Source organism: Nonomuraea sp. 3-1Str (assembly GCF_031570565.1).
Classification (GTDB): Bacteria; Actinomycetota; Actinomycetes; order Streptosporangiales; family Streptosporangiaceae; genus Nonomuraea.
On record NZ_JALHBK010000002.1, the window covers coordinates 551,228 to 575,323 of the forward strand.

General features: G+C 70.6%; 24 protein-coding genes. 14 read left to right on the forward strand and 10 right to left on the reverse strand.

Going from position 1 to position 24,096, the window contains the following annotated elements; genetic code table 11:
• The first annotated feature begins 105 nt into the window (after window positions 1-105).
• The 4 genes from MTP10_RS06370 to MTP10_RS06385 all read left to right on the forward strand — a co-directional run bounded on the left by MTP10_RS06370 (window position 106) and on the right by MTP10_RS06385 (window position 6,155).
• Window positions 106-588 carry an RDD family protein gene (locus tag MTP10_RS06370; protein ID WP_310708058.1) on the forward strand — a complete coding sequence of 161 codons (483 nt, stop codon included), beginning with the start codon at window positions 106-108 and terminating at the stop codon, window positions 586-588.
• Between the two features lie 524 nt (window positions 589-1,112).
• Window positions 1,113-1,445, forward strand: coding sequence for an Lsr2 family protein (locus MTP10_RS06375; RefSeq protein WP_310708059.1), 333 nt, complete (start codon window positions 1,113-1,115; stop codon window positions 1,443-1,445).
• A gap of 791 nt (window positions 1,446-2,236) precedes the next feature.
• Window positions 2,237-4,741 (forward strand): ATP-dependent Clp protease ATP-binding subunit, encoded by a 2,505-nt coding sequence (locus MTP10_RS06380; RefSeq protein WP_310708060.1) that lies wholly within the window; start codon window positions 2,237-2,239, stop codon window positions 4,739-4,741.
• A 475-nt stretch (window positions 4,742-5,216) separates the two neighbouring features.
• Window positions 5,217-6,155: a TIM barrel protein gene (locus tag MTP10_RS06385; protein WP_310708061.1), complete on the forward strand. Its 939-nt coding sequence runs from the start codon at window positions 5,217-5,219 to the stop codon at window positions 6,153-6,155.
• 30 nt (window positions 6,156-6,185) lie between these two features.
• Here MTP10_RS06385 and MTP10_RS06390 read toward each other — a convergent pair whose 3' ends face one another.
• Window positions 6,186-6,656, reverse strand: coding sequence for a MarR family winged helix-turn-helix transcriptional regulator (locus MTP10_RS06390; RefSeq protein WP_310708062.1), 471 nt, complete (start codon window positions 6,654-6,656; stop codon window positions 6,186-6,188).
• Window positions 6,657-6,715: 59 nt separating this feature from the next.
• On the opposite strand from MTP10_RS06390, the gene MTP10_RS06395 reads away from it, so the two are divergent.
• Window positions 6,716-7,093, forward strand: a complete 378-nt coding sequence (locus MTP10_RS06395; RefSeq protein WP_310708063.1) for a cupin domain-containing protein — start codon at window positions 6,716-6,718, stop codon at window positions 7,091-7,093.
• 127 nt (window positions 7,094-7,220) lie between these two features.
• Here the strand turns inward: MTP10_RS06395 and MTP10_RS06400 are convergent, their stop codons facing one another.
• The gene (locus tag MTP10_RS06400) at window positions 7,221-8,096 is read right to left on the reverse strand and encodes an A/G-specific adenine glycosylase (RefSeq protein ID WP_310708064.1); all 876 of its coding nucleotides are present in this window, start codon (window positions 8,094-8,096) and stop codon (window positions 7,221-7,223) included.
• Between the two features lie 78 nt (window positions 8,097-8,174).
• Here MTP10_RS06400 and MTP10_RS06405 point away from each other — a divergent pair, with 78 nt between their 5' ends.
• On the forward strand, window positions 8,175-8,885 hold the full coding sequence (locus tag MTP10_RS06405; protein WP_310708065.1) for a hypothetical protein: 711 nt from the start codon (window positions 8,175-8,177) through the stop codon (window positions 8,883-8,885).
• A gap of 68 nt (window positions 8,886-8,953) precedes the next feature.
• Here the strand turns inward: MTP10_RS06405 and disA are convergent, their stop codons facing one another.
• The 5 genes from disA to MTP10_RS06430 all read right to left on the reverse strand — a co-directional run bounded on the left by disA (window position 8,954) and on the right by MTP10_RS06430 (window position 12,977).
• Entirely contained in the window at window positions 8,954-10,036 is a 1,083-nt protein-coding gene (gene disA, locus MTP10_RS06410) for a DNA integrity scanning diadenylate cyclase DisA (RefSeq protein ID WP_310708066.1), read from the reverse strand.
• 41 nt (window positions 10,037-10,077) lie between these two features.
• Window positions 10,078-11,484, reverse strand: coding sequence for a DNA repair protein RadA (radA, locus tag MTP10_RS06415; RefSeq protein ID WP_310708067.1), 1,407 nt, complete (start codon window positions 11,482-11,484; stop codon window positions 10,078-10,080).
• Between the two features lie 48 nt (window positions 11,485-11,532).
• Window positions 11,533-11,838: a thioredoxin gene (gene trxA / locus MTP10_RS06420; protein ID WP_310708068.1), complete on the reverse strand. Its 306-nt coding sequence runs from the start codon at window positions 11,836-11,838 to the stop codon at window positions 11,533-11,535.
• Window positions 11,835-12,209 (reverse strand): MerR family transcriptional regulator, encoded by a 375-nt coding sequence (locus tag MTP10_RS06425; RefSeq protein ID WP_310708069.1) that lies wholly within the window; start codon window positions 12,207-12,209, stop codon window positions 11,835-11,837. The genes trxA and MTP10_RS06425 overlap by 4 nt, the downstream gene beginning before the upstream one ends.
• A 69-nt stretch (window positions 12,210-12,278) precedes the next feature.
• Complete coding sequence (locus MTP10_RS06430) at window positions 12,279-12,977, reverse strand: class I SAM-dependent methyltransferase (RefSeq protein ID WP_310708070.1); 699 nt, start codon at window positions 12,975-12,977, stop codon at window positions 12,279-12,281.
• Window positions 12,978-13,032: 55 nt separating this feature from the next.
• Between MTP10_RS06430 and MTP10_RS06435 the strand changes: the two genes are divergently transcribed.
• The 6 genes from MTP10_RS06435 to MTP10_RS06460 all read left to right on the forward strand — a co-directional run bounded on the left by MTP10_RS06435 (window position 13,033) and on the right by MTP10_RS06460 (window position 18,999).
• Window positions 13,033-13,842 carry a sugar phosphate isomerase/epimerase gene (locus tag MTP10_RS06435; RefSeq protein ID WP_310708071.1) on the forward strand — a complete coding sequence of 270 codons (810 nt, stop codon included), beginning with the start codon at window positions 13,033-13,035 and terminating at the stop codon, window positions 13,840-13,842.
• On the forward strand, window positions 13,839-14,420 hold the full coding sequence (locus tag MTP10_RS06440) for a TetR family transcriptional regulator (protein WP_310708072.1): 582 nt from the start codon (window positions 13,839-13,841) through the stop codon (window positions 14,418-14,420). Before MTP10_RS06435 ends, MTP10_RS06440 begins: the two co-directional genes overlap by 4 nt.
• 149 nt (window positions 14,421-14,569) lie before the next feature.
• On the forward strand, window positions 14,570-16,672 hold the full coding sequence (locus MTP10_RS06445) for a (Fe-S)-binding protein (protein ID WP_310708073.1): 2,103 nt from the start codon (window positions 14,570-14,572) through the stop codon (window positions 16,670-16,672).
• A gap of 148 nt (window positions 16,673-16,820) precedes the next feature.
• The gene (locus MTP10_RS06450) at window positions 16,821-17,618 is read left to right on the forward strand and encodes a hypothetical protein (protein ID WP_310708074.1); all 798 of its coding nucleotides are present in this window, start codon (window positions 16,821-16,823) and stop codon (window positions 17,616-17,618) included.
• Window positions 17,615-18,688 (forward strand): glycosyltransferase, encoded by a 1,074-nt coding sequence (locus tag MTP10_RS06455; protein WP_310708075.1) that lies wholly within the window; start codon window positions 17,615-17,617, stop codon window positions 18,686-18,688. The genes MTP10_RS06450 and MTP10_RS06455 overlap by 4 nt, the downstream gene beginning before the upstream one ends.
• 29 nt (window positions 18,689-18,717) lie before the next feature.
• On the forward strand, window positions 18,718-18,999 hold the full coding sequence (locus tag MTP10_RS06460) for a metal-sensitive transcriptional regulator (RefSeq protein WP_310708167.1): 282 nt from the start codon (window positions 18,718-18,720) through the stop codon (window positions 18,997-18,999).
• A 108-nt stretch (window positions 19,000-19,107) separates the two neighbouring features.
• Here the strand turns inward: MTP10_RS06460 and MTP10_RS06465 are convergent, their stop codons facing one another.
• Together MTP10_RS06465 and MTP10_RS06470 are read right to left on the reverse strand one after the other, a co-directional pair.
• Window positions 19,108-19,269 carry a hypothetical protein gene (locus tag MTP10_RS06465; RefSeq protein ID WP_181019825.1) on the reverse strand — a complete coding sequence of 54 codons (162 nt, stop codon included), beginning with the start codon at window positions 19,267-19,269 and terminating at the stop codon, window positions 19,108-19,110.
• A 214-nt stretch (window positions 19,270-19,483) separates the two neighbouring features.
• Window positions 19,484-21,274 (reverse strand): hypothetical protein, encoded by a 1,791-nt coding sequence (locus MTP10_RS06470; RefSeq protein ID WP_310708076.1) that lies wholly within the window; start codon window positions 21,272-21,274, stop codon window positions 19,484-19,486.
• A 63-nt stretch (window positions 21,275-21,337) separates the two neighbouring features.
• Between MTP10_RS06470 and MTP10_RS06475 the strand changes: the two genes are divergently transcribed.
• Window positions 21,338-22,240 (forward strand): hypothetical protein, encoded by a 903-nt coding sequence (locus tag MTP10_RS06475; RefSeq protein ID WP_310708077.1) that lies wholly within the window; start codon window positions 21,338-21,340, stop codon window positions 22,238-22,240.
• Here the strand turns inward: MTP10_RS06475 and MTP10_RS06480 are convergent.
• Entirely contained in the window at window positions 22,212-22,733 is a 522-nt protein-coding gene (locus MTP10_RS06480; protein WP_310708078.1) for a gamma carbonic anhydrase family protein, read from the reverse strand. The two genes, MTP10_RS06475 and MTP10_RS06480, sit on opposite strands and share 29 nt — an antisense overlap.
• Before the next feature lie 147 nt (window positions 22,734-22,880).
• On the opposite strand from MTP10_RS06480, the gene MTP10_RS06485 reads away from it, so the two are divergent.
• Window positions 22,881-23,999, forward strand: coding sequence for a hypothetical protein (locus MTP10_RS06485; protein WP_310708079.1), 1,119 nt, complete (start codon window positions 22,881-22,883; stop codon window positions 23,997-23,999).
• Window positions 24,000-24,096 lie beyond the last annotated feature (97 nt).

Below are 24,096 nucleotides of genomic sequence, written 5' to 3' on the forward strand. Positions count from 1 at the left end.
ACCCCAGCAGAGGCCGGCTCCGTGCCGGCCTCTGTTTTGTACCCGGGTACGTGAGGGACCGGGCCGTGGCAATATGAGGCCACGAGTTCGGCGCCGAGGTGGGTTATGGCGTGTGCGCGGCCGGGCGGGACGCCTGCTGAATGGTGGGAACGGCTTGCCGCGCGCCTCATTGAGGGCTTCGTGTTCGGGGTGTTCTATTACATTCTGTTCATCGTCCTATGGGCCGCCTTCCGGACTGTCGGCGTGTCCGAGGCGACGGCCGGCCGCCTGCCCGGGGTGGTGGCCTGGTTCCTGGCCGGGCTGGGATATACCGCCTATGAGTGGGTGGCTCTTTCCGGCGCCGGCCGGACGTTCGGCAAGGCGATCATGAAGATTCGGGTGACGCCGCGCGACCTTCCGCGGGCCGCACTGCTGAAACGCGCCCTGGTGTATCCCGGCCCGGTCATGCTGATGGGTATTCCGCTGGTCAATCTGCTGGGCGGAATCTACGTGTTCGCCGTGGGGATGATCATCTTGATCGACAAGCCACTGCAGCGTGGGCCGCATGACCGGCTGGCCGGAACGTTCGTCGTCAAAGATCTTGGTTGAGGGTTCGTACCTGCGGCGATGCCATTCAGCAAAATTTTCCCTTGATCCGGTAAGGAGCCTGGAGAGACTGGCATTAGGCTATGGGGCAACCAGGGCGGCCCGATGTCGGTGGCCCTGTCAGGCGTGGAGCGCTCGCGTACCGCTATGGTCGTGAGCGGATGCCTGAGACCTGGAGCGGCATGAGGCCCGCTCATGCTCCCCGCGCCCGTGGTGCATAAAGGGAGCCCCCTGAAACCCCCGTCCGCTGTGGAGGCGAGGACGAATGCAAGCCGTTACAGACGTATTGTCGGCGCTCATCCCCCCGGTGGTGGTCGGCGGCGCCTTCATCTTTGGCGTCGTGAAGTTGGTGCGGTCGGAGGCGGCCGGGCGCAGGTCAAACCGGCCGGATGAGGCCGAGAACGGCAACTGATCCACACTGAGCGGCTAGTCAGCCGAATCTCCGCACCTCTGAATTGTCTTAGCGCCTTTCCGGGTATATGTTTGGGCCAGCGAATGAAACAATGCTCCGGGAAAGGATTGCGTAGATGGCCAAGCAGATCCAGGAGATTCTCATCGATGACCTCGATGGGGGCGAGGCCAATGAGACGGTCAGCTTCGCCATTGACGGCTCCTCCTATGAGATTGACCTCAGCGACCTGAACGCCAAGAAGCTCCGGGACGCCCTCTCGCCTTTCGTTCAGCACGCTCGCCGGTCAGGCGCCGTGTCGACGCGGCGGCGCGGGCGCGGCGGCCAGCGGGCGATGAGCCGCGAGAAGAGCTCGGAGATCCGTCAGTGGGCGAAGGCTCATGGCCTGCCGGTCAGTGAGCGTGGCCGTATCGCCTCCACCGTCGTCGAGCAGTACGAGCGGGCCCACTGAGCGACCGCGGACCATGCGCTTATGGCGCTCGCCCAGGACCCCGGCGAACGCCATAAGCGCATGATCATTTCTGTGCTTCTCAAATACTGGACGTCCCGCGCCCTAATGGATCTTGGTATCGCCGGGTGAGCCGGTATTTGGGGCCTGACCCCCGTTCTCCTTCCCGTCGCCGAATGCCGCCGGCGTAAGCCCTTTTGCCCGGGCGCTCTCCGGACGCCGTTTCTTCGCCGTGGCCCGTCCCATCCGCCCGGGCCGTCCTCCCGCGCAAATCCCGCCCGCCCGCCCGGCCGCCTGGTGACAGGCCCGGCGGGCGGTCTTCCGGCCCTCGGTAACCGGGCTGACCAGACCATGGATTTCACCGCCGGCAGGCCTGTTCATGAACGATTGGCGGGCCTTTGACGCGGCACGTAGGATGTTGACGCAGGGGTTTCGGACACGGCTCACGTCATGTGCGGGCGACGGCCACTCCCGGGCCGGTTACCACACGGCGTCCGGCGTCGTCCGATGACAAGGTGATCGGACGACCGTCCGCGCGGATCCATCCCCTGCAGGAGCGGCGAATTGGAGTCGCTTCCCCGAGTCCCCTAAACATCGTTCGCTTGCGGCGTATCGGGAACATGTCACCCCCGAACGGTAGTTGGATAGAGGGTGAACGCCCTGCTCTCGGGGAACGTCTCTGCTATAGAGCGTGTCAGCGGCAGTGGGCACGGTTCGCCGAGCCAGGGCTAGCATGCGGGATGACGGGACCGGACTAAACCGGCCTGACTGACCGCTCTGTGAGGAGCGACGAGATGTTCGAGAGGTTCACCGACCGAGCGAGGCGGGTTGTCGTCCTGGCGCAAGAAGAAGCCAGGATGCTCAACCACAACTACATCGGCACTGAGCACATTCTTCTTGGTTTGATCCACGAAGGAGAAGGCGTAGCCGCCAAGGCTCTGGAGAGCCTGGGCATCAGCCTTGAAGGAGTGCGCCAGCAGGTCGAGGAGATCATCGGCCAGGGCCAGTCGGCTCCGTCGGGGCACATTCCGTTCACCCCGCGGGCCAAGAAGGTTCTTGAGCTGTCGCTCCGTGAGGCTCTGCAGCTGGGCCACAACTACATCGGCACCGAGCACATCCTGCTCGGGCTCATCCGCGAGGGTGAGGGTGTGGCGGCTCAGGTGCTGGTCAAGCTTGGAGCCGATCTCAACCGTGTCAGGCAGCAGGTCATCCAGTTGCTCCACGGCTACCAGGGCAAGGAGCCGGCCGCCGCGGGCGGTCCGCAGGAGTCGGCCCCGTCGACCTCCCTGGTGCTCGACCAGTTCGGCCGCAACCTGACCCAGGCCGCCCGCGAGGGCAAGCTGGATCCGGTCATCGGCCGTGAGAAGGAGATCGAGCGGGTCATGCAGGTCCTCTCCCGGAGGACCAAGAACAACCCCGTTCTCATCGGCGAGCCCGGCGTCGGCAAGACCGCCGTCGTCGAGGGCCTGTCGCAGAAGATCGTCAGGGGCGAGGTGCCCGAGACGCTGAAGGACAAGCAGCTCTACACGCTTGACCTCGGTGCCCTGGTCGCCGGCTCGCGCTACCGCGGTGACTTCGAGGAGCGCCTGAAGAAGGTGCTCAAGGAGATCCGCACGCGCGGCGACATCATCCTGTTCATCGACGAGCTGCACACGCTCGTGGGTGCGGGCGCCGCCGAGGGCGCGATCGACGCCGCCAGCATCCTCAAGCCGATGCTGGCCCGCGGCGAGCTGCAGACCATCGGTGCCACGACCCTCGACGAGTACCGCAAGTACCTCGAGAAGGACGCGGCGCTGGAGCGGCGCTTCCAGCCGATCCAGGTGGCCGAGCCCTCGCTCAGCCACACGATCGAGATCCTCAAGGGTCTGCGCGACCGCTACGAGGCGCACCACCGGGTGTCCATCACCGATGGCGCGCTGGTGGCCGCCGCGCAGCTGGCCGACCGCTACATCAGCGACCGCTACCTTCCCGACAAGGCGATCGACCTCATCGACGAGGCCGGCTCGCGGATGCGCATCCGCCGGATGACCGCTCCGCCGGACCTGCGCGAGTACGACGAGAAGATCGCCAACGTCCGCCGCGACAAGGAGTCCGCGATCGACGCGCAGGACTTCGAGAAGGCGGCTGCCCTCCGCGACCAGGAGAAGCAGCTCCAGCTCAAGCGTGAGCGGCGCGAGAAGGAGTGGAAGGCCGGCGACATGGACGTCGTCGCCGAGGTCACCGAGGAGCTCATCGCCGAGGTCCTCGCCACGGCCACCGGCATCCCGGTCTTCAAGCTGACCGAGGAGGAGTCGCAGCGCCTGCTCCGCATGGAGGACGAGCTCCACAAGCGGATCATCGGCCAGGACGACGCCATCAAGGGCCTGTCGCGGTCCATCCGGCGTACCCGCGCCGGTCTGAAGGACCCGCGGCGTCCCGGCGGCTCGTTCATCTTCGCCGGCCCGTCCGGCGTCGGTAAGACCGAGCTGTCCAAGGCTCTGGCGGAGTTCCTGTTCGGCGACGAGGACGCGCTGATCAGCCTGGACATGTCGGAGTTCATGGAGAAGCACACCGTCTCGCGGCTGTTCGGCTCGCCTCCCGGCTACGTCGGGTACGAGGAGGGCGGTCAGCTCACCGAGAAGGTGCGGCGCAAGCCGTTCTCCGTGGTCCTGTTCGACGAGATCGAGAAGGCCCACCCCGACATCTTCAACTCGCTGCTGCAGATCCTGGAGGACGGTCGCCTGACCGACGCCCAGGGCCGCGTGGTGGACTTCAAGAACACGGTCATCATCATGACCACCAACCTCGGCACCCGGGACATCTCCAAGGGCATCGGGGTCGGGTTCGCCAAGTCCAACGACACCGAGTCCAACTACGAGCGGATGAAGGGCAAGGTCCAGGAGGAGCTCAAGCAGCACTTCCGGCCCGAGTTCCTCAACCGTGTCGACGACATCGTGGTCTTCCACCAGCTGACGCCGCTCGAGATCATCCAGATCGTGGATCTGATGCTCGCGCAGGTCGAGGCCCGGCTGAAGGACCGCGACATGGGGCTCGAGGTCTCGCCCGAGGCCAAGCAGCTGCTGGCCGACCGCGGTTACGACCCGGTCATGGGCGCCCGTCCGCTGCGGCGCACCATCCAGCGCGAGCTGGAGGACTCGCTGTCGGAGAAGATCCTGTACGGCGAGCTCCGTCCGGGGCAGGTCATCAAGGTGGCCATCGAGGGCGAGGGCGACAACGCGAAGTTCACCTTCGTGGGTGAGAACGCGCCGACCCACGTTCCGGACTCGGCCGCCGCGATCGCCGGTTCGATCCAGAACTGACGCCCCCAGGGGCGCACCGAAGCCCCCGTGTGACTCGCTCACACGGGGGCTTCTCCTTTTTCCCGGCCGTCTCCCGGTCGGCTGCCCCCTTTCCGGCTGCCCCCTTTCTGGCTGTCTGCTTCTCCGGCCGTCTCTGGCGGAGTCTCGCGCGGCGGCCGACTCTGCGGGCCCTGTCCCGCCGGTCAGGCGCGGCGCCCGGAGCTGCGGCGCGGCTGTTTCACGGCTCGTTGCGGAATTGTTGGCCCGAAAGTGTGCCCGCGACGCCGAGTAGTACTACTGTGTGTAGAGCAGCACCAAGTCCCCCCCAAGTAAGCCGCAAGATCGTTTGCCTAGGGTGGGACTGCTCCCTGGGGAGTACGAGGCAGTCAACCCAGGGCGGACGCGCGCGTCATCCGGAGCAGGCATGCTCGGCAGGGTCCGCGCGCCCCCTGACCGGGTGATGCCAACGATCAATGCCAAGCCGTGGAGGAAACCGATGCGCCTGCGTCACGACGACGGAACGCTCGTGCACCTCGCCTACAACGCGGGCATCCACCCCGCCGAGGACCTGGAGAACCTGATCGCCCACCTGACCCGCTACGCGGTGCCGGTGCGCAAGCGGTTGGGTGTCGAGCGGATGGGCATCGGTCTGTGGCTGTCGCCGAGCGTGGCCGACCACCTCACGGCCGACCGCATCGAGCTCGTCCGGCTGCGCCGTTCCCTGGAGGAGCGCGGCCTGGAGGTCGTGAGCCTGAACGGAACGGGCGGCCGCAACCAGGAGGTCCCCGGCCCTGACTGGGCCAAGCCCGAGCGCTACCGCTACACGATGGCGCTGGCAAAGATCCTCGCCTTTCTGCTGCCGGAGGACGTCCGGTTCGGCAGCATCTCCACCATCCCGATCGGCTGGCGGCGCGACTGGCCGGCCGACCTGCACTCCATCGCCACGCGCCGCCTGGAGCGGCTGGCCCGCGAGCTGCGCGGCATCTACAGCGTCACCGGCAAGACCATCCGCGTCGGCTTCGAGCCGTGGCCGGGCTGCGTCCTGGAGACGACCGAGCAGGCGCTGGAGCGGGTGTGCGGCATCGACTCCGAGCACCTGGGAGTCTGCCTCGACGCCTGCCACCTGGCCTGCGGCTCCGAGGAGGCCGGGGCGGCGCTGCGCGGCCTGGCCGCCGCCGGGGCGCCGGTGGTCAAGCTCGGGCACGTGCACAACCACACGGGTGAGACGCCCAGCACGGGCGCGGTCCTGCACGACACGCTCACGGCCATGCTGTCGGGCGCGGTCAGCGGCAGCGCCCACATCGAGGTGGAGACCCACAACCTCGCGGTCCCCGGCCGCGCCAAGGGCCCGGGCGCGCTGGTGTCGATGCTGGCGCAGGAGCTCGACTGGGCCCGCACGAACCTCACGGGCCTGGGCCTCCAGCTCGCCGCCTGACGTCGCGGCTCGCGGCTCGCCGCGAGGACGTCAGAGGGAGCCGAACCAGCCCGGCATGTCCAGGCGGAACATGTCGGGCGGCGTGACCTTCCGCAGGTCCGCCTCCAGCGCCCGCAGGCGCTCCTCTCCCAGCTCCGCGGCCCATCGCGCCCGCAGGTCGGCGAAGATGCGCGCCGAGCGGGCGAGGACGTCCACCCCGTACGGCGTGAGGCGGATGATCTTACGCCGGGTGTCGTCCGGGTCCACGGTGCGCTCCACGTAGCCGATGCGTTCGAGCGTCTCGACGGTCTTGCCCGCGGCCTGCTTGGAGACGCCGAGGAGACGGCCGAGCTCCACGGCGGTGGTGCCGCCGGCGCCGATGGCCTGCAGGACGAACCCGTGCAGGGGCCGGGCATGCGGATGCCCCTGCCTGGCCAGCTCGGCGTGCAGCTCGTCGATGAGCACCCTGAAGCCCAACAGCAGGCGCAGGGGAAGCTCGAAGCCCGGGACATCACTTGACACGATAGACAACCTGGTTAACTATATGGACAACGACATTGTCTATCTTAGTGGAGTGACCGATGGCTGTCATTCGTGACGCGCAGGCCCGCCGATCCGAGACGCCGGGCGGCGTGATGACCACGCTGGCCTCGCCCACGCAGGGGGACGCCACGCGGTCGGTCTGGCGCGTGGACGCCAAGCCGGGCGCCGAGGGACCGGTGCACGACTTCGACGTCGAGCAGGTGTGGACGTGGCTGTCCGGGGCGGCGACGGTGGAGCTGGGGGAGGAGACGTTCGGCGTGGAGGCCGGGGACACGGTGGTGATGCCCCCGCACACGCGTCGGCGGGTCCTGGCCGGCGCCGCCGAGGGCTATGCCGCGATCGTCACGGCGGCGGCCGGCGCCCGCGCCATCACAGCCGACGGCGCCGACTTCGGCGTCCCCCCGTGGATCGCCTGAGCCCCGGCCCGTTCCGTACGCGTGAGCCCCGGCCCTTTCCGTCCGCCTGAGCGCCGGGCCTTCCCGTACGCCTGGGCCCCTGTGCCTGGCCGCCTGGGACGCCCGATTCGCCGGCGGGACGGGGAGGTCAGGTGTGGGGGAGGCGGTAGGTGCCGTCGTCGAGGTGCTCGGCCAGGCCGTCGGCGATGAGGCCGTCCAGGGCGCGTTCGCGCTGCACCGCGTCGTCCCACACCGCGTCCAGCGCCTCCTTCGGCACCGGGCCGTGCGCCGCGCGCAGCACCGCGAGCAGGCGGCCCCGGCACTGCCGGTCCGTGCCCGCGTACGTCTGCCCCTTGCGGGGCGGCCCCGCGTGCGGCGGCTTGCCGGTCAGCCGCCAGGCGCAGACCTGTGTGATCGGGCAGTCGGCGCAGCGGGGGCCGCGGGCCGTGCACACCAGCGCCCCCAGCTCCATGACCGCCACCCCCCACCGGGCCGCCCCCAGCTCGGGCAGGAGCGCCTCGGCCAGCCGCCGCTCGGCCGCCGACGTGGCCACCGGCGGGTACTCCTCGCCCCGCACGGCCCGGGCGAACACGCGGCGTACGTTGGTGTCCAGGACCGCGTGGCGGCCCCCGTACGCGAAGCTGGCGACCGCGGCGGCGGTGTACTCGCCGATGCCCGGCAGTGACAGCAGCGTGGCGTGGTCGGACGGCACCTCGCCGCCGTGCTCCTCGGTGATGGCGCGGGCGCAGGCGTGCAGCCGCAGCGCACGGCGTGGATAGCCCAGCCTGCCCCAGTGGCGCACGGCCTCGCCCGGTGGCTCGGCGGCCAGGGCCTCGGGGGTGGGCCAGCGCTCCATCCACTCGTGCCATATCGGCAGCACGCGTACGACCGGGGTCTGCTGGAGCATGATCTCGCTGACGAGCACGCCCCAGGGGGTGGCGTCGGCGGCGCGCCACGGGAGATCCCGGGCGTTGGACTCGTACCATTCCAGAATGGGTACGTGCAGGAGGTTCGGCTCAACCACGCGCCCCAGCGTATGCCGAGACTGAACCCATCGGCGTGTCGTCACGCTTCGTAGCCGTACCATTACCATGCTGTGTGCATGGACCCGGAAACGATGCGTGGCGACGGCGGCGACGGTGGCGGTGACGTCTACTGGCGGCGGCGGATGAGCGTGCTCATCGCGGTGCTGGTGGTCGTCGCCGTGGTGGCATGGGCGTGCTCCAGCGGCTCCAGCGGGCCGCAGCGCACTTCCAGCGCCGAGTCCTCCGCGAGCGCCTCGCCTTCAGTCGACCCCCTGCTGGCCGGATTGCGCACCCTCGCGCTCGGCACGGCCACCCCGACACCCCAGCCGAGTCCCGGCATGACCACCCCGTCGGCGTCAGCGGCGGCGGGGGCGGGGGCGAACAAGCCGGACCGGCCGGGACAGCTGTGCGCCGAGGGCGACCTGGTGCTGAGCCTGCAGGGCAAGCAGGACGTCTACACCGGTAGCGCGTGGCCCAACTTCCTGGTCACGCTGGTCAACACCGGCCCCGCCATGTGCCGCGCCGACGTGGGGCCGCGCGCCCTGGAGATCCGCATCACCTCGGGCGAGGACCGCATCTGGTCCACGGCCGACTGCGTGAGCGGGCCCGCCGCCGAGGTGCGGGAGCTGGAGCGCGGCATCCCGTACGTCCGCACCCTCGACTGGGACCGGCGCCGCTCCAGCGAGGACTGCCGGACCACGCCGGCCGCGGCCTTGCCGGGCACGTACGTGGCGGTGGCGCGCATGGGGAAGCTGCGAAGCCCCAAGGGGGTCTTCCACCTCAGGTGACCGAAGGCGGGGTAGCGAAGGCGGGATCTCGCAGGTGGGTGGGCGAACGCTGGAGGGGGCCGGGCGTGTCAGACGTAGCGTTCGAGGATGGACGACTCGGCCAGGCGGGACAGGCCCTCGCGGACGCTGCGGGCCCGTGACTCGCCGACGCCTCCGACGGCCTGCAGGTCGTCGATGCTGGCCGCGAGCAGCTTCTGCAGCCCGCCGAAGTGGTTGACCAGGCGGTCGACCACCGTGGCCGGCAGCCGGGGGACCTTGGCCAGCAGGCGGAAGCCGCGCGGGCTGACCGGCGTGTCGAGCGTCTCGCCGCCGTCGTGGCCGAGGATGCGGGACACCGCCGGCAGGTCGAGCAGCGCGCTGCCGGACAGCTCGTCGAGGTCGTGCATGGCCTCCGACAGGTGCCGGGTGCGCCGCCCCGACGGGGCCGGGAGGTAGTCGCGCACGACCAGCTCCCGCTCGGAGTCGACGCCGGCCACCAGCTCGTCGAGCTGGAGCGACAGCAGCCGGCCGTCGGTGCCCAGCTCGACCACGTAGCCCTTGATCTCGTCGGAGATGCGCCGGACCATCTCCAGCCGCTGGGCGACGGCGGCCACGTCGCGAACGGTCACCAGGTCCTCGATCTCCAGGGCCGACAGCGTGCCGGACACCTCGTCGAGGCGGTGCTTGTAGCGCTCCAGGGTGGCCAGGGCCTGATTGGCCTTGGACAGGATCGCCGCCGACTCCTCCAGGACGTAGCGGATGCCGTCGAGGTAGAGGGCGATGATCCGCATCGACTTGCTGATCGCGATGATCGGCAGGCCGGTCTGCCGGGCCACGCGCTGGGCGGTGCGGTGGCGGGTGCCGGACTCGTCGGTGGGGATGGCCGGGTCGGGGACGAGGTGGACCGCGGCGCGCACGATCTTCTGGTCGCCGCTCACCACGATCGCGCCGTCCATCTTGGCCAGCTCGCGCAGGCGGGTGGCGGAGAACTCAACGTCGAGCTCGAAGCCGCCGCTGCAGAGCTGATCGACCTCGCGGTTGTAGCCGAGCACGATCAACCCGCCGGTCTGCCCGCGCAGGATCCGCTCCAAGCCGTCGCGCAGCGGTGTGCCCGGGGCCACCGCGGCCAGGGCTTCGCGACGGCGGTCGTCCAGACTCCTGTCGTTTGGCACCAGACCCCCGTGTCGAAATAGTCAAGTCCAGCTTAGCGGCGCTATGTGACGTGTGTGAGAGCGTCCCAGACGTTCTCCGCCTCCACCACCTCGAATCCGGGGGCGAACGTGACCGGCCCGACGGGCACGAGAGAGCGCTGCCCGTCGCGCTTCCGCCCGCCTTCTTCGAGGGAGCCCGCGGGTACCAGGCCCCGGCGGAAGCCCAGCCTGGCGGCCTCGCTGAGCCGCCGCCGCACGTCCTTGACCGGCCGCAGCTCGCCCGCGAGACCCACCTCGCCCATGGCGACGAGCCCCGCCGGGAGCGGCTTGTCGCCGGCGGCGCTGGCCACGGCGAGCATCACGGACAGATCGACGGCCGGGTCGGCCAGCTTGATGCCGCCCACGGTGGCGGTGAACACGTCGCAGCCGCCGAGCTTGGCGTTGAGGCGGCGCTCCAGCACGGCGAGGACCATCTGCACGCGGTAGGTGTCGAGGCCGGAGGAGGTGCGCCGGGGCTGCTGCGCCTCGGTGCGGGCGACCAGGGCCTGCACCTCGGCCGGCAGCGGGCGGGTGCCCTCGACGGTCACGGTCACGCAGGTGCCCGGCACCGGCCTGCTGCGCCGGGAGACGAACAGCCCGCTGGGGTCGGTGATGCCCTCGATGCCGCGCTCGTGCAGGTCGAAGCAGCCGACCTCGTCGGTCGGGCCGAACCGGTTCTTGATCGCGCGGACCATGCGCAGCCTGGAGTGGCGGTCGCCCTCGAAGTTGAGGACGACGTCGACCAGGTGCTCCAGGGTGCGGGGGCCGGCAATGGAGCCGTCCTTGGTGACGTGGCCCACGAGGACGGTCGCCATGTTGCGCTCCTTGGCCAGGCGCACGAGGTTGGCGGCGACCTCGCGGACCTGGGTGACCCCGCCGGGCACGCCCGTGGTCTGGGCGGAGCCGACGGTCTGCACCGAGTCGACCACGAGCAGCCTGGGCTGGACCTTCTCGACGTGGGCCACCAGGGCCGACAGCTCGGTCTCGGCGGCGAGGTAGAGCTGGTCGCGGATGGCGCCGATGCGGTCGCCGCGCAGGCGGACCTGCGCGGCCGACTCCTCGCCGGTGACGTAGAGGACGGTGTCGCGCTCGGCCATCCGGGCGGCGGCCTCCAGCAGCAGCGTGGACTTGCCGATGCCCGGCTCGCCGGCCAGCAGGATCACCGCGCCGGGCACCAGGCCGCCGCCGAGCACCCGGTCGAGCTCGCTCACCCCGGTGGTGCGGGCGGCCGCCACCTCGGCCTTGACGTGGCCGATCGGCATCGCGGGGGCGGTGGTGGCGCCGGCTTGGACGACGTGGACGCCGGCGCGGGCGCCCTCCTCGTCGACCGTGCCCCACGCCTGGCACTCGCCGCACCGGCCCACCCACTTGGTGGTGCGCCAGCCGCATTCGGCGCAGCGGTATCCGGGCTTGGGGGCAGTCTTGGCCATGCGGAGCAGGCTAGCGGCCCCCACCGACATTCGCGGGCAGGCGGACCGTCACGCCAGGCCGAGGTCGTTGACCAGCATGCGCTTGGGGCGGGCGCCGATGACCTGCCGCACCGGCTCGCCGTTCTCGAACAGCAGCAGCGTGGGCAGGCTGAGCACGCCGTACCGGTTCATGATGTCGGGGTTCTCGTCGGTGTTGAGCTTGCCGATGGTCAGGCCGTACTCGGCCTCGATCTGCTCCAGCACCGGCGCGACCATGCGGCACGGCCCGCACCACTCGGCCCAGAAGTCGACCAGGACGGGCTTGTCGCTGCTCAGTACCTGCTCGTCGAAGTTCTCGGTGGTCAGGGTGATCATTTCTCTCCTCGGGTGATGCAGCCGGAGCAGGACTCGCCGAGCTGGGCCGCGACCTCGGCGCGGCGGGCGAGCAGGGTGCGGATGTCGTCGTCGATCTGGGCCAGTTTGCGGCGGTAGACCTCGGCGGACTCCTGGCAGGAGCCGCCCGTGGCGTGGCCGGCGCGCAGACAGTCGACGAACGGCCGGGTGTCCTCCAGCGTGAAGCCGACCGACAGCAGCGTGCGGATCTCCGACACCAGGCGGACGTCGTCCTCGGCGTACTCGCGGTAGCCGTTGACGCTCCGCCGGGAGGTGATCAGCCCGTTCTGCTCGTAGTAGCGGAGCGAGCGGGTGCTCGCACCGGTACGTCCGGCCAGCTCTCCGATGCGCATGATGACACGGTAAACGTTGACGCCGGTGTCAAGGTCAAGGGGTCGAGGTCGAGAGGTCGAGGCCAGGGGTCAGAACAGGCGCCAGCGCAGCACGTTGGGGTAGGCCAGCTCCACGCCGGGCGTCTCCGCGATCGCCTGCTCGGCCACGGCCGGGGCGAACTCGATGCGCAGCACCGCCTCCAGGTCCGCCCGCCGCTGGAACACCATGCGCAGGTCGAGCTCCTGCCGCTGCCAGCCGTGCCGCGTCCAGAACGCCTCCACCTCCCGCGCCGAGTACGCCGGAACCGTGCGCGAGAACCAGCGGCCGAACGCCCCGCGGCCCGCGTCGAGGTCGATGACGAAGGCCGCGCCGCCGCGCCGCACCACCCGGGAGAGCTCCCGCAGCCCCGGCTCGCAGCCCGGGCCGAAGAAGTACGCCCACCGCGCGATGGCCACGTCCACCGACATGTCCGGCAGCGGCAGGTCCTGCGCGGTGGCGGCGTGCACCTCCACGCCGGGCAGCCCGGCGCAGCGGCGGCGGGCCAGCGTCACCAGGTCGCCGTGCGGCTCGACCCCGATCACCCGGGCCGCCGCGGCCGACAGGCCGGGCAGGTGGTAGCCGGTGCCGCAGCCGATGTCGAGCACGGTCGCGCCGTCCCACGGCCGGATCGCCCGCATGGCCGTCTCGGCCGCGCCGTCGGGGTCCACGGCGCGGTTCTCCAGCTCGTACAGGTGCGGGGTGTTCCAGATGTTGGGGCTGGGAATGGCTCCTTTTGCGATCCGGGGCATGACCCAACCGTAGGGGGCGCGCGCCAGAATCCCGTCACCGGCTTAGGCTGGCAACGTGGCTGATGTCATCCGCGTGCCCAATGCGAAGATCGCATTGTCCACCGCCTCGGTATATCCGGAACGCACTCCTGACGCGTTCGAGCTCGCCGCGCGCCTGGGCTACGACGGCGTCGAGATCATGGTCGGCGCCGATCCCGTGAGCCAGGACATCGACGTGATCGAGCGGCTGTCGGACCACTATCACGTGCCCGTGCTGGCCATCCACGCCCCGTGCCTGCTGGTCACGCAGCGCGTGTGGGGGCGCGACCCGTGGGCCAAGCTGGTCAGGGCCCGGCAGGCGGCCGAGCGGCTCGGCGCGTCGGCGGTCGTGGTGCATCCGCCGTTCCGCTGGCAGCGCGAGTACGCCCGCGACTTCGAGACCGGGCTCGCCCGCATGCGCGACGAGACCGACGTGGTCTTCGCGGTGGAGAACATGTTCCCGCTGCGCGCCAGGAACAACGACGTCGTCCCGTACTCCCCGGACTGGAACCCGATCGACTACGACTTCCCGCACGTCACGCTGGACCTGTCGCACACGGCCGTGTCGGGCTCCGACGCGATGGAGATGGCCACGAAGCTCGGCGACCGCCTGGCGCACCTGCACCTGGCCGACGGCCTGGGCGTGACGAACAAGGACGAGCACCTGGTGCCGGGGCGCGGCAGCCAGCCGTGCGCGCCGATCCTGGAGCGGCTGGCGGGCAACGGCTACACCGGGCTGGTGGTGCTGGAGATCAACACGCGCAAGGCGTCCAGCCGCACGGAGCGGATCGACGACCTCGCCGAGGCACTGGCGTTCGCCCGCCTCCATCTCGCGGCCTCGGCATGACGGTCAGGAGGGGCCCCGGTCGCAGACCGGGCTCGGCCGACACCCGGGGCGAGATCCTGGCGGCGGCCCGGCGGGTGTTCGCCGAGAAGGGGTTCGACAAGGCGACCGTGCGCGGCATCGCCCGCGAGGCGGAGGTCGATCCCGCGCTCGTGCACCACTACTTCGACACCAAGGAGGGCATGTTCGCGGCGGCGATGCGGCTGCCGCTGACACCCGAGCAGGTGGTGCCGTTGCTGCTCGAAGGCCCTCGCGAGGAGATCGGGGAGCGGCTGGTCCGGTTGATCCTCACGGTGACCGCCACGCCGGAGACCCGGGAGCCGCTGATCGCCATCATCCGCTCGGCGATGACGCACGAGCACGCCGTGACGATGTTCCGGGAGTTCGTCACGAACGCGCTGCTGTTCAAGGTGGCCGACACGCTGGGGGTTCCGCACCTGCGGATCGAGGCGGCGTTCGCGCAGATGTTCGGCGTGCTGATGGCCCGTTACGTGCTCAAGCTGGAGCCGATGGCCGGGGCCGACCCGGAGGAGCTGGTGGAGCTGTTGGCGCCGACGATCCAGCGTTACTTCACAGCGTAGAGCATTGTTCTGTAACGGCCCGTGGCCGTAGGGTGGGTCGCGTTACCCCAGAAATGTTACCGATGGGTAGGATTCTGGGGACAGCCTGGTCGTCGCGTGCTCGACCGGCGCTCGTACGCTGGCAGCCAACGTCGTCTGTGGGAGGACCCGTGCTCTGGGTAGCCATCATCGGACTCGTCATGACCGTCCTGGCGGTGGCCGTGGCGGGCCGTCGGGCGCTGTTCCTCTACAAGCTCGCCACCGTGGGTCCGCCCGCCCCCGAACGCGTCGAGTACGCCAAGGCGCACGCGGGCGAGGAGATCAAGGCGCAGCTCGTCGAGGTGTTCGGTCAGAAGAAGCTGCTGAAGTGGACGCCGTCCGGCGTCGCGCACTTCTTCGTGATGTGGGCGTTCTTCATCCTGCTGACCGTCTACATCGAGGCGTACGGCGCGATCGTGCAGGGCGCGATCACCGGCCGCCCCGACTTCCACATCCCGCTCATCGGCCAGTGGGCGGTGCTCGGGTTCCTGCAGGACTTCATCGCGGTGGCGTGTCTCCTGGGCCTGGTGGCGTTCGCCGTCATCCGGATCAAGAACTCGCCCAAGGCACTGGGACGCGGCTCGCGCTTCTCCGGCTCGCACCTGAGCGGGGCGTGGCTCGTCCTGTTCATGATCTTCAACATCATCTGGACGCTGTTCCTGGCCCGCGGCGCGTCGGCGGCCAACGGCAACTTCCCCTACTCCTCGGGCGCCTTCGTCTCGCTGGGCCTGGGGAACGTGCTGCCGGACAGCGCGCTGCTGGAGGAGATCGCGCTGCTCCTGCACATCGGCTTCATGCTGGTGTTCCTGGTGATCGTGGTCAACTCCAAGCACCTGCACATCTTCACCGCGCCGCTCAACGTGCTGTTCTCCCGCCGCCCCGACGGCCTGGGCGGCGCGCCGGAGCTGCGCGTGGACGGCAAGCCGGTGGACTTCGAGGACGAGGACCTCGACCCCGAACGGCTGGGCCGCGGCAAGATCGACGACACCACCTGGAAGGGCTTCCTCGACTTCTACTCCTGCACCGAGTGCGGGCGCTGCCAGTCGCAGTGCCCGGCGTGGAACACCGACAAGCCGCTGTCGCCGAAGATGCTCATCCTGGACCAGCGTGACCACGCCTTCAAGGTGGCCCCGTACCTGCTGGCCGGGGCCTCCACCGAGCACGCCGACACCGACGTGCTCGCGCTGCTGGAGAAGCCGCTGGTCGGCGAGGACGGCGTCATCCACCCCGACGTGCTGTGGTCGTGCACCAACTGCGGCGCCTGCGTCGAGCAGTGCCCGGTGGACATCGAGCACATCGACCACATCCTCGACATGCGCCGCTACCAGGTGATGGTGGAGTCGTCGTTCCCGTCCGAGGCGGGCGTGATGGTGAAGAACCTGGAGAACAAGGGCAACCCGTGGGGCATGTCCGAGATGAAGCGGGCCGACTGGATCGGGGAGCTGGACTTCGAGGTCGAGGTCGTCGACGAGAAGATGCCCGAGGACGCCGAGTACCTGTTCTGGGTGGGCTGCGCCGGAGCCCTGGAGGACCGGGCCAAGAAGACCACCAAGGCGGTCGCGGAGCTGCTGCACATCGCGGGCGTCAAGTTCGCCGTGCTCGGCCCCATGGAGGCGTGCAGCGGCGACCCGGCCCGGCGCCTCGGCATGGAGTACCTGTTCAACATGCTGGCCCAGCAGAACATCGAGACGCTCAACGAGGCCGGCGTCAAGAAGATCGTCGCCACCTGCCCGCACTGCTTCAACACCCTGGCCAACGAGTACCCGCAGCTCGGCGGCACGTACGAGGTCGTGCACCACACGCAGCTGCTGGCCAAGCTCGTGGACGAGGGCAAGCTGACCCCGATCACCCCGATCGAGGAGAAGATCACCTACCACGACCCGTGCTTCCTCGGCCGCCACAACAAGGTCTACTCCCAGCCCCGCGACATCATGTCCAAGGTGCCCGGCGTGCAGACCCAGGAGATGCACCGCCACAAGGACCGCGGCTTCTGCTGCGGCGCCGGCGGCGCGCGCATGTGGATGGAGGAGCGCATCGGCAAGCGCATCAACACCGAGCGCGTGGACGAGGCGCTGACCACGAATCCCGACACCGTCTCCACCGCGTGCCCGTTCTGCATGGTGATGCTCGGTGACGCGATCAACGAGAAGAAGAACAACGGAGAGGCCAAGGAGTCGCTGGAAGTCGTGGACGTCGCCCAGCTCTTGATCAAATCCGTGAAAACCCCTACCTGACACCGGAAAGTCGGACTCCTTCACAGGTAATGTGGAGGAGTTCCGCATGTCAGGGGACACCCCCGGAAGAAATCCGCCATCCACATAACGGGAAAATCACGGTAACCTCAACGTCGCATGGCTTCATTCGACGGGGAGGGGGCTCGCGATGCGCGTCGTGGTCACAGACGCGGAAGTCACGCTCGCCGATGTGCTCTCCCTCCGCCTGGCCATGGAGGAGTCCCTGAGCGACGGGACGGAGCTCGTCCTCAGGCACCGGACGACGGGGGTCGAACGTGAGGTCCTGCTCGGCACGCCGGGGGCGCGCGCCGGGGAGGCCAGCCTGGCGGTCTCGCTGGCGCCGCTCATGCTGACGGCCGGGCGCTGGGACGCCTACCTGCGGCGCGACGGCAAGCGCGTGCGGCTGCGCAGCGTCGATCCGGGCTTCTCGCTGGACCACCTCGACACGTACGCGCTGTGCAAACGGACCCTCGCCTACCGCTCCTACCGGACGCGCAACGGTTACCTCGCGCTGAAGATCGCCGACGCCGAGCCGATCGCGGAGGTGCGCTCGATCTGGTTCAGGGAGGGCCGCTTCGAGGTGATGGGCCTGCTGGCCTTCACCGGGCTGGAGGACGACGACGCCCGCCACGAGGCCAGGCTCGCCCTTCAGCGCAGGCAGTCCGGCGATCAGATGCGGCGCACCTCGGCGACCGTGCAGGGCGTGCGTTTCCACGCCGCGTTCTCCCTGGTGGACGTGCTCGCGGCCGATCCCGACGGGGCCGGCACCTGGGAGCCCTCGCTGGAGGTGGAGGGCGTGGCCACGCCGCTGAAGCTCGGCTCGCGGCTCGACGACGTCGACGGCAAACGCCGCCGCCTGCACTACCCGTCGGCCCGGATCGACGGGGTCCCCATCCGCCCCTGCTACACCGCCGACGACGAGCTGCGGATCGAGGTGGGCGGGTGAGGATCACCCTGCTGGTCTCCTCCGCGTACGGCATGCGCGGCGACGTGCGCTCCACCCTCAACCTCGCCACCGCGCTGTCCGAACGCCACGACGTCGAGGTGATCAGCGTCAGGCGGCACAAGGACCGGCCGTTCTTCCCCGTCGGGCCGGACGTGGTCATGCGCTCGGTGATCGACGCCAGGCCGGGCGGCAGGCGTCTCCTGCCGCGCGGGCAGGTGCGCGCGGAGGTCGCGCTCTGGCGGCTGCTGCGCAGCATCAAGTCCGACGTGCTGATCACGACGCGGCCGGCGCTCGGCGTCCAGGCCGCCCGGCACGCCCCGCGCGAGCTGCTCAAGATCGCCCGCGAGTGGGGCCGGCCGGCCGTTCCGGGACCGGTCAAGCGGTTCTACCCCCGGCTGCACGCGGTCGCCACCGCCACCGACACGGCCGGTGAGGAGTGGACCCGGCTGCTCGAAGGGTCTCCCGCCGTCCACACCGTGCCCGACGCGCTGCCGGCCGGCCCGTGGCCGCGCTCGCGCATGGACAACCGCATCGTCGCCGCCGGCGGGCGGTGGGTCCCGGTCAAGGGGTACGACCGGCTGATCAGGGCGTTCGCCACCGTGGCGGACAAGCGGCCCGACTGGCGGCTGCGGCTGTACGGCGGCGGCCCCGAGGAGCGGCGGCTGCGCGCGCTGGTGCGCGACCTCGACCTGCACAACCACGTCTACTTCATGGGCGTCACCCCTGACCTCGCGGGGGAGTTCGCCAAGGCGTCGATCGTGGCCAACACCTCCCGCAACGGCGACCTCGGGATGACCGTGCTGGAGGCCATGGGCTGCGGGGTGCCCGTGGTGGCCTTCGAGGGCTCGCGGGGGCCGATGGAGTTCGTGGCGACCGGCTACAACGGGGTGCTGGTGCCGGCGGACGACGGCGACGCCGGGCTGGAGATGTTCGCGGCCGCGCTGCTCGCCCTCATCGACGAGGAACGCAGGCGCCGGTCGCTGGCCGCCGGGGCGCTGGACACCGCCCTGCGCCACTCGGCCGCCGAGGTGGCCGTGCAGTGGGAGAAGTTGATCGCGGACCTCAGATGACCGACAGGGATACGGATATCGTGGTGACCATGCACGGCTACACCGGTGACAAGCAGGCATATCTGACGCGGCTCAGGCGCATCGAGGGACAGATCAGGGGCCTGCAGCGGATGGTCGACGACGACGCGTACTGCATCGACGTGCTCACGCAGGTCTCGGCGGCGACCCGGGCGCTCCAGGCGGTGGCGCTGGGTCTGCTGGAGGACCACCTCGCTCACTGTGTGGCCGACGCCATCAACAGCGGCGGTCCCGAGGCCGAGGCGAAGGTCAAGGAGGCGTCGGCGGCGATCGCGCGACTCGTCCGTTCGTAGGAGGGTGGCCGGCGCGACTGACTAGTCATGTCGTGGGAGGTGAGCCACCCTCCGCATCACCGTCCCGGACCCCTCAGGAGTCCGGGACCATGTCATGGTGATCGTTCGTCAATGACTCGCTGAAGTCCGCAATCCGAGCGCGTCGTCGAGCTCATCCAAGGTCAGCCGCCGCTCGCTGATGGCAACAGCGGTGAGTACCTCGGCGTAGAGCGCAATCTCGTCCAACGCGACACGGTCGTGGACCCGAGAGTCCAGGTCGTCGTGCCCCACCGCGTCGTCCTTCCTTCCGCAGCCCACACCCTCTACGAGGTTACGGCCGGGGCCCTTCGGGCGACATGGCCCATCGGAGTCATTCCTTTGCGCGCCGCCGGGGCCCCACGAGGGTCATTTCCCCAATCAGAGATCACAATTCAGCGAATGGCTGGTGCTTGGCGTCTTAGAACGATATAGGCGAGGTAAGAGAGAAATATCGGTATTAGTGGGTTTAGGAAGGAAGATCATCGCGTTCGTGGACGATCCTGCGCACCAGCGCGGCCTGTCCGGCGAACCCGCGCTCCGGCACTCTTGCCCCCGACACGGCCTGCCATGCCAGCCCCGCCGCGTAGGCCGCCCCCAGCACGCCCGCCGCGGTGGCCCGATCGGGCGGCTCGATCTCGAAGCCCGACGTGACGCGCTGGCGCGGCATCCGTGACAGCACCCGCCTCGCCACCGCCGCCGCCAGCCGCCCGGAGCGCGTCCCCTCTCCGCCGTTCGTCATGGGGCCGCTCCGATCGCCCGCTCCCGTGTCACCGGTCCTGCGCGCGTCCTGCCCACCGGTTCTGCGCGCGTCCTGCCCACCGGTCCTGTGCGGGTCCTGCGCGCCTGATCTGCGCGGGTCCTGCGCGCCGGATCCGGGCGTGTCCTCGCCGCCGGTACGGCTGAGGCGGCCGGACCGGCTGAAGCGGCCCGAGCCGGTGCTCGCCGGCCCGCCCGGCGTCCACGCGCCGGTTTCGTCGGCGGGGGTCCAGGCGCCGGTGGGGTCCCCGGCTTCGTCCGGTCCGTCCCGCCTCCCGCCGGGGCCGCCCGGGGACCATGCTCCCGTGGTGTCCGGCGGGTGCGGCGGGGCCCAGGCGCCCGTGGGGGTGCCCAGGGCGCCGGGAGGGCCCGGGAGCGGCTGGGAGGGGCCCAGGACCGCGAAGCCGTCCGGATGCGTCGTCTCCGCCGCCGACGTGCCCGTGAGCCCCGCGCCGGCCAGCTCCTCGTACGCGTGCCGCAGCCGATGGTCCAGCCGCCCCGGCAGCAGTCCCCGGGAGTCGGACAGGTCGGCCAGCAGCGTGGCGGCCGCGCGGGCCGGGTCGCGGGTGAAGGACAGCGCCTCCATCAGGTCGTACACCGTGTGCGCGAAGTGCGCCTCCGGGTCCGTCTCCGGCAGGATCGCCCGCGCCAGCCGGGCCGGGCAGCGGTCGAGCCACGCCAGCCGTACCGACTCGTCGGAGCGCAGCGCGGCGCGGTCGTCGAGGCCGGGCCGTGACAGCGCCGGCTCCACCATCGTGAGCAGTGCCAGAGCGCGCGGCCGGAAGCGCGTGTCGGACAGCAGGATCTGCGCCGTGTCGGCCATGATCGCCGTCAGCCGGAGCGCCTCGCGCGAGCGGCCCGCCCGCAGCCGCTCGGCCACGAGCCGGATCAGGTGCAGCAGCGGCGGCGCCGGCAGCCAGCGCACCCACTCGTCGCCGGGCAGGGGCCGGCGCAGGTACTCGCCGAAGATGGTCAGCAGCCGCTCGTTGCCGTCGAAGGCCGGCGCGTACGCGCACCACATCACCGTGCCCCAGACGGCCGCGACCGTGCTCGGCACGTCACCGGCGAGGATCTCGTCGAACGCCGTCAGCGGGAAGTCCTTCTCCGACCGGCGCCCGGCCGCCCGTACGAGCACCCGGACCTGCTCCGTGAGATGGTCGGGCACGTCCGGTCCGACGAAGGCCTGCGTGGAGCCCGGCTCGGCGGCGAAGTCCGGCCCGCGGGGGATCACCCGGGCGGGCAGCACCGCGGCGGCGTGCCCGGCCGGCCGCACCCGCGCTCCCCGCGGCGGCGGAGCCGGGTGCCAGCGGCCGTCGGCCGGGTCGTGCAGGTGCCAGCGCGCGTGCGCCCCGAACAGCCACCGGTCGCCGTCGGGCGTCACCAGCGTCCGCGAGGCGATCGCCTCCGCGCGCACGGGTACGGGAAGGTCCTGCCAGCGGGGGTCCGCGACCATCGCGCGGACGTCCGCTTCCGTGGCGGCGAACGCATCCCAGGGGCGCACGGCGGCCATCGTACTTGCCGTCCGGGGATCATCGACCGCCCATACACGGCAGAATGTCCCCCTATGAGGTTGAAGAGGACTGTGATAGTGGTGGTGGCGATGGGACTCGCGGGATGCGGGTCGACCACCGCGGCGCAGCCCTCCCCGACCGGCCCCGGCGTGCTCGACGTGGCCAGGGCCGCTCCGCCCGAGCCCGGAGGCGAGGTGGGCGGTGCGTCCACCGAGTTCGCCGCGGCCGCCGACCTGGCCGCCTGGGCCAAGCTGAGCGACACCGAGAAGGACGTCGACCGCATCGCCAAGCTCGACGTGAACACCACGGCCAAGGGCTCGCTTTACCTGGAGCCCAAGACCTCGACGTGGTTCGACGGCTTCCGCGGCCCGTTCGTGTACCAGGAGCTGGCCGGCGACATCGTCATGTACGCCCGGGTCAAGGTCGAGGGCAAGAAGGGCGCCAAGCCGAAGCGGAAGTTCTCGCTCGGCGGGCTGATGGCCCGGGTGCCCGGCACGTACGACAAGCCGACCTGGGTGTCGGTGACCACGGGCACCGCCGAGAAGAGCGGCCAGGTCGAGGCGAAGTACACGCTGAACGGCGGATCCAAGCCGCTGGAGGTCCCCGTCAAGGCGGGCTGGGTCGATCTCGTCCTGGCCAGGGCCGGCCGGCTCGCCGCGGCGTTGTACCGGGAGGAGGGCGGTGCCTGGAAGGTCGCCCGGCGCTGGCCGTCGGAGCTGCCCGAGGTGCTCCAGTGGGGCCTCACCGCGTACACCGACTGGGACAGCTACGCGGCGCTCAAGAAGGACGTGGCGAAGGGCAACGCCAAGCAGATCGACGGCCTGCCCGACCTGAAGCTGACCGTCGACTTCGTCCACTTCCTGCGCCCCGAGCTGCCGGAGTACGCCGACCCGCTCAACACCGCGTCGGTGTCGGACGCGGCGCTGATCAAGACGTTGACGCCTGCCGGTGCCTGACCGCCTTGGCCATGTAGTTGTCGGGCGTGCGGGCGAAGGAGGCACGGTCGTCGTCGGTGAGCTCGCGGACCACGCGGCCCGGCACTCCCGCGACGAGCACGCCGGCCGGGATGCGCTTGCCCGGGCCGATCACGGCCCCGGCCGCGACGAGGGTGCCGGCGCCGATGCGGGCGCCGCCGAGCACGATCGCGCCGATGCCGACGAGCGCGCCGCTCTCCACGTGGGCGCCGTGGACCATGGCCTTGTGACCCAGGCTCACGCGCGGCTCCAGGATCGCCGGCTGGCCCGCGTCGGCGTGCAGGCAGCACAGGTCCTGGACGTTGCACTCCTCGGCGATCTCGATCCGCTCGTCGTCCCCGCGCAGGACCGAGCCGTACCAGATGCTGGACGCGCGTCCGACGCGCACCCGTCCGACGACGACGGCACCAGGCGCTATGTACGCCTCGGGGTGAATGTCGGGGACGGCCCCGCCGTCCAGCGCTGCGATGTACACCCGGCCCATCGTAATTCCCGCTCCACGTCAGGCGTTCCGCTTGCGGACGTGGGCAGATGGCAGGAGAGTCGTTTCCTGACGTCTCGCTGCCAGACCCTCACAACCCGCAGTTTTCCCCCGGCTCACGCAAACCTTTAGGTAACCCCCATGACAAACCAGCACGAGAGCATTCCCGATCTGATGCAAGAGGACACCTTCGAGGTCGTGATGCGCGGCTACAACCGCCGTCAGGTCCACGACTACATGACGCGCACCCGCAACCAGATACGGGATCTCGAGGAACGGCTGGCCAGGGCGATCGAGCAGGCCGAGCAGGGCCGTGTCGAGCTGGCCGAGGCCAGGCGGCGCATGGTCGAGGCGCCGCAGAGCTACGAGGACCTCAGCCCCCGGCTCGCGCAGATCCTCAAGCTGGGCGAGGAGGAGGCCGCCGCCAAGCGGGCCGACGCCGAGGCCGAGTCCACCCGGCTGCGTGAGCAGGCCGCGGAGGAGGCCGAGCGGCTCGTGTCGTCGGCCCGCGCGACCGCCGACGAGATCCTGACCTCCGCCCAGGCCGAGGCCGAGCGGCGGGTGACCGACGCCACGGCGGCGGCCGAGGGCATGCTGGCGCAGGCCGGCTCCGACGCCGAGGAGCAGCTCACCCCCGCCCGCACGGAGGCCGACGAGACCCTGCGGTCCGCGCGGGCCGAGGCCGAGCGGCTGGTCACGGGCGCCGAGCAGGAGGCGGCCCGGCTGCTGGAGTCGGCGAGCGCCGAGGCCGACCGGACCCTGGCCGCCGCCCGCGGCGAGGCCGAGTCGACGCTCGCGGACGCCAACCGGCGCGTGGCCGCGCTGGACGAGCACGCGGGCCGGCGCGTCGAGTACCTCACCAACACGCACTCCGAGGTCGTGCGCCGGCTCAGCGAGATCGGCTCGGTGCTGGGGGACCTGATGCGGACCGAGAGCGCGGCCGGAGCGCTGGTTCTGGAGCAGGCGGGCCCGGCGCGCGAGCCGGCCCCGGCGCCGGAGGAGCCGCGCGAGCCCGCGCCGGTCGAGTCCGCGCCGGTCGGGCAGGCGCCGGTCGAGCACGCGCCGGTCGGGCAGGCGCCGGCCCAGCAGGAGCCGGAGGCGGTCGGTCCGCTGCTCGGCGCCCCGCGGGAGCCCGTGGACCAGGACGACGTCCGCGTCATCGTGCAGGATGACGAGCCGCGACCGGGAACGCCGAACGCGCCCCGGGTCTCCGACGACACCGACGTGAACCTGGGCCGTTTGTCCGACCTGCGCCAGTAAGACAGAGGCCGGTAAGACAGACGCCGGTAAGCCGTGCGCGGCCCTGAGGTCGCGGCCATGAAGAGCGGAAGCCTCCGCCCCCGATCGGGTCGGAGGC

What these genes read in the sequence shown, in the direction of transcription:
- MTP10_RS06370 (WP_310708058.1), top strand. Translation starts at nt 106, where the DNA reads ATGGCGTGTGCGCGGCCGGGCGGGACGCCTGCTGAATGGTGGGAACGG.
- MTP10_RS06375 (WP_310708059.1), top strand. Translation starts at nt 1,113, where the DNA reads ATGGCCAAGCAGATCCAGGAGATTCTCATCGATGACCTCGATGGGGGC.
- MTP10_RS06380 (WP_310708060.1), top strand. Translation starts at nt 2,237, where the DNA reads ATGTTCGAGAGGTTCACCGACCGAGCGAGGCGGGTTGTCGTCCTGGCG.
- MTP10_RS06385 (WP_310708061.1), top strand. Translation starts at nt 5,217, where the DNA reads ATGCGCCTGCGTCACGACGACGGAACGCTCGTGCACCTCGCCTACAAC.
- MTP10_RS06395 (WP_310708063.1), top strand. Translation starts at nt 6,716, where the DNA reads ATGGCTGTCATTCGTGACGCGCAGGCCCGCCGATCCGAGACGCCGGGC.
- MTP10_RS06405 (WP_310708065.1), top strand. Translation starts at nt 8,175, where the DNA reads ATGGACCCGGAAACGATGCGTGGCGACGGCGGCGACGGTGGCGGTGAC.
- radA (WP_310708067.1), bottom strand. Translation starts at nt 11,484, where the DNA reads ATGGCCAAGACTGCCCCCAAGCCCGGATACCGCTGCGCCGAATGCGGC.
- trxA (WP_310708068.1), bottom strand. Translation starts at nt 11,838, where the DNA reads ATGATCACCCTGACCACCGAGAACTTCGACGAGCAGGTACTGAGCAGC.
- MTP10_RS06425 (WP_310708069.1), bottom strand. Translation starts at nt 12,209, where the DNA reads ATGCGCATCGGAGAGCTGGCCGGACGTACCGGTGCGAGCACCCGCTCG.
- MTP10_RS06430 (WP_310708070.1), bottom strand. Translation starts at nt 12,977, where the DNA reads ATGCCCCGGATCGCAAAAGGAGCCATTCCCAGCCCCAACATCTGGAAC.
- MTP10_RS06440 (WP_310708072.1), top strand. Translation starts at nt 13,839, where the DNA reads ATGACGGTCAGGAGGGGCCCCGGTCGCAGACCGGGCTCGGCCGACACC.
- MTP10_RS06450 (WP_310708074.1), top strand. Translation starts at nt 16,821, where the DNA reads ATGCGCGTCGTGGTCACAGACGCGGAAGTCACGCTCGCCGATGTGCTC.
- MTP10_RS06460 (WP_310708167.1), top strand. Translation starts at nt 18,718, where the DNA reads ATGCACGGCTACACCGGTGACAAGCAGGCATATCTGACGCGGCTCAGG.
- MTP10_RS06475 (WP_310708077.1), top strand. Translation starts at nt 21,338, where the DNA reads ATGAGGTTGAAGAGGACTGTGATAGTGGTGGTGGCGATGGGACTCGCG.
- MTP10_RS06485 (WP_310708079.1), top strand. Translation starts at nt 22,881, where the DNA reads ATGACAAACCAGCACGAGAGCATTCCCGATCTGATGCAAGAGGACACC.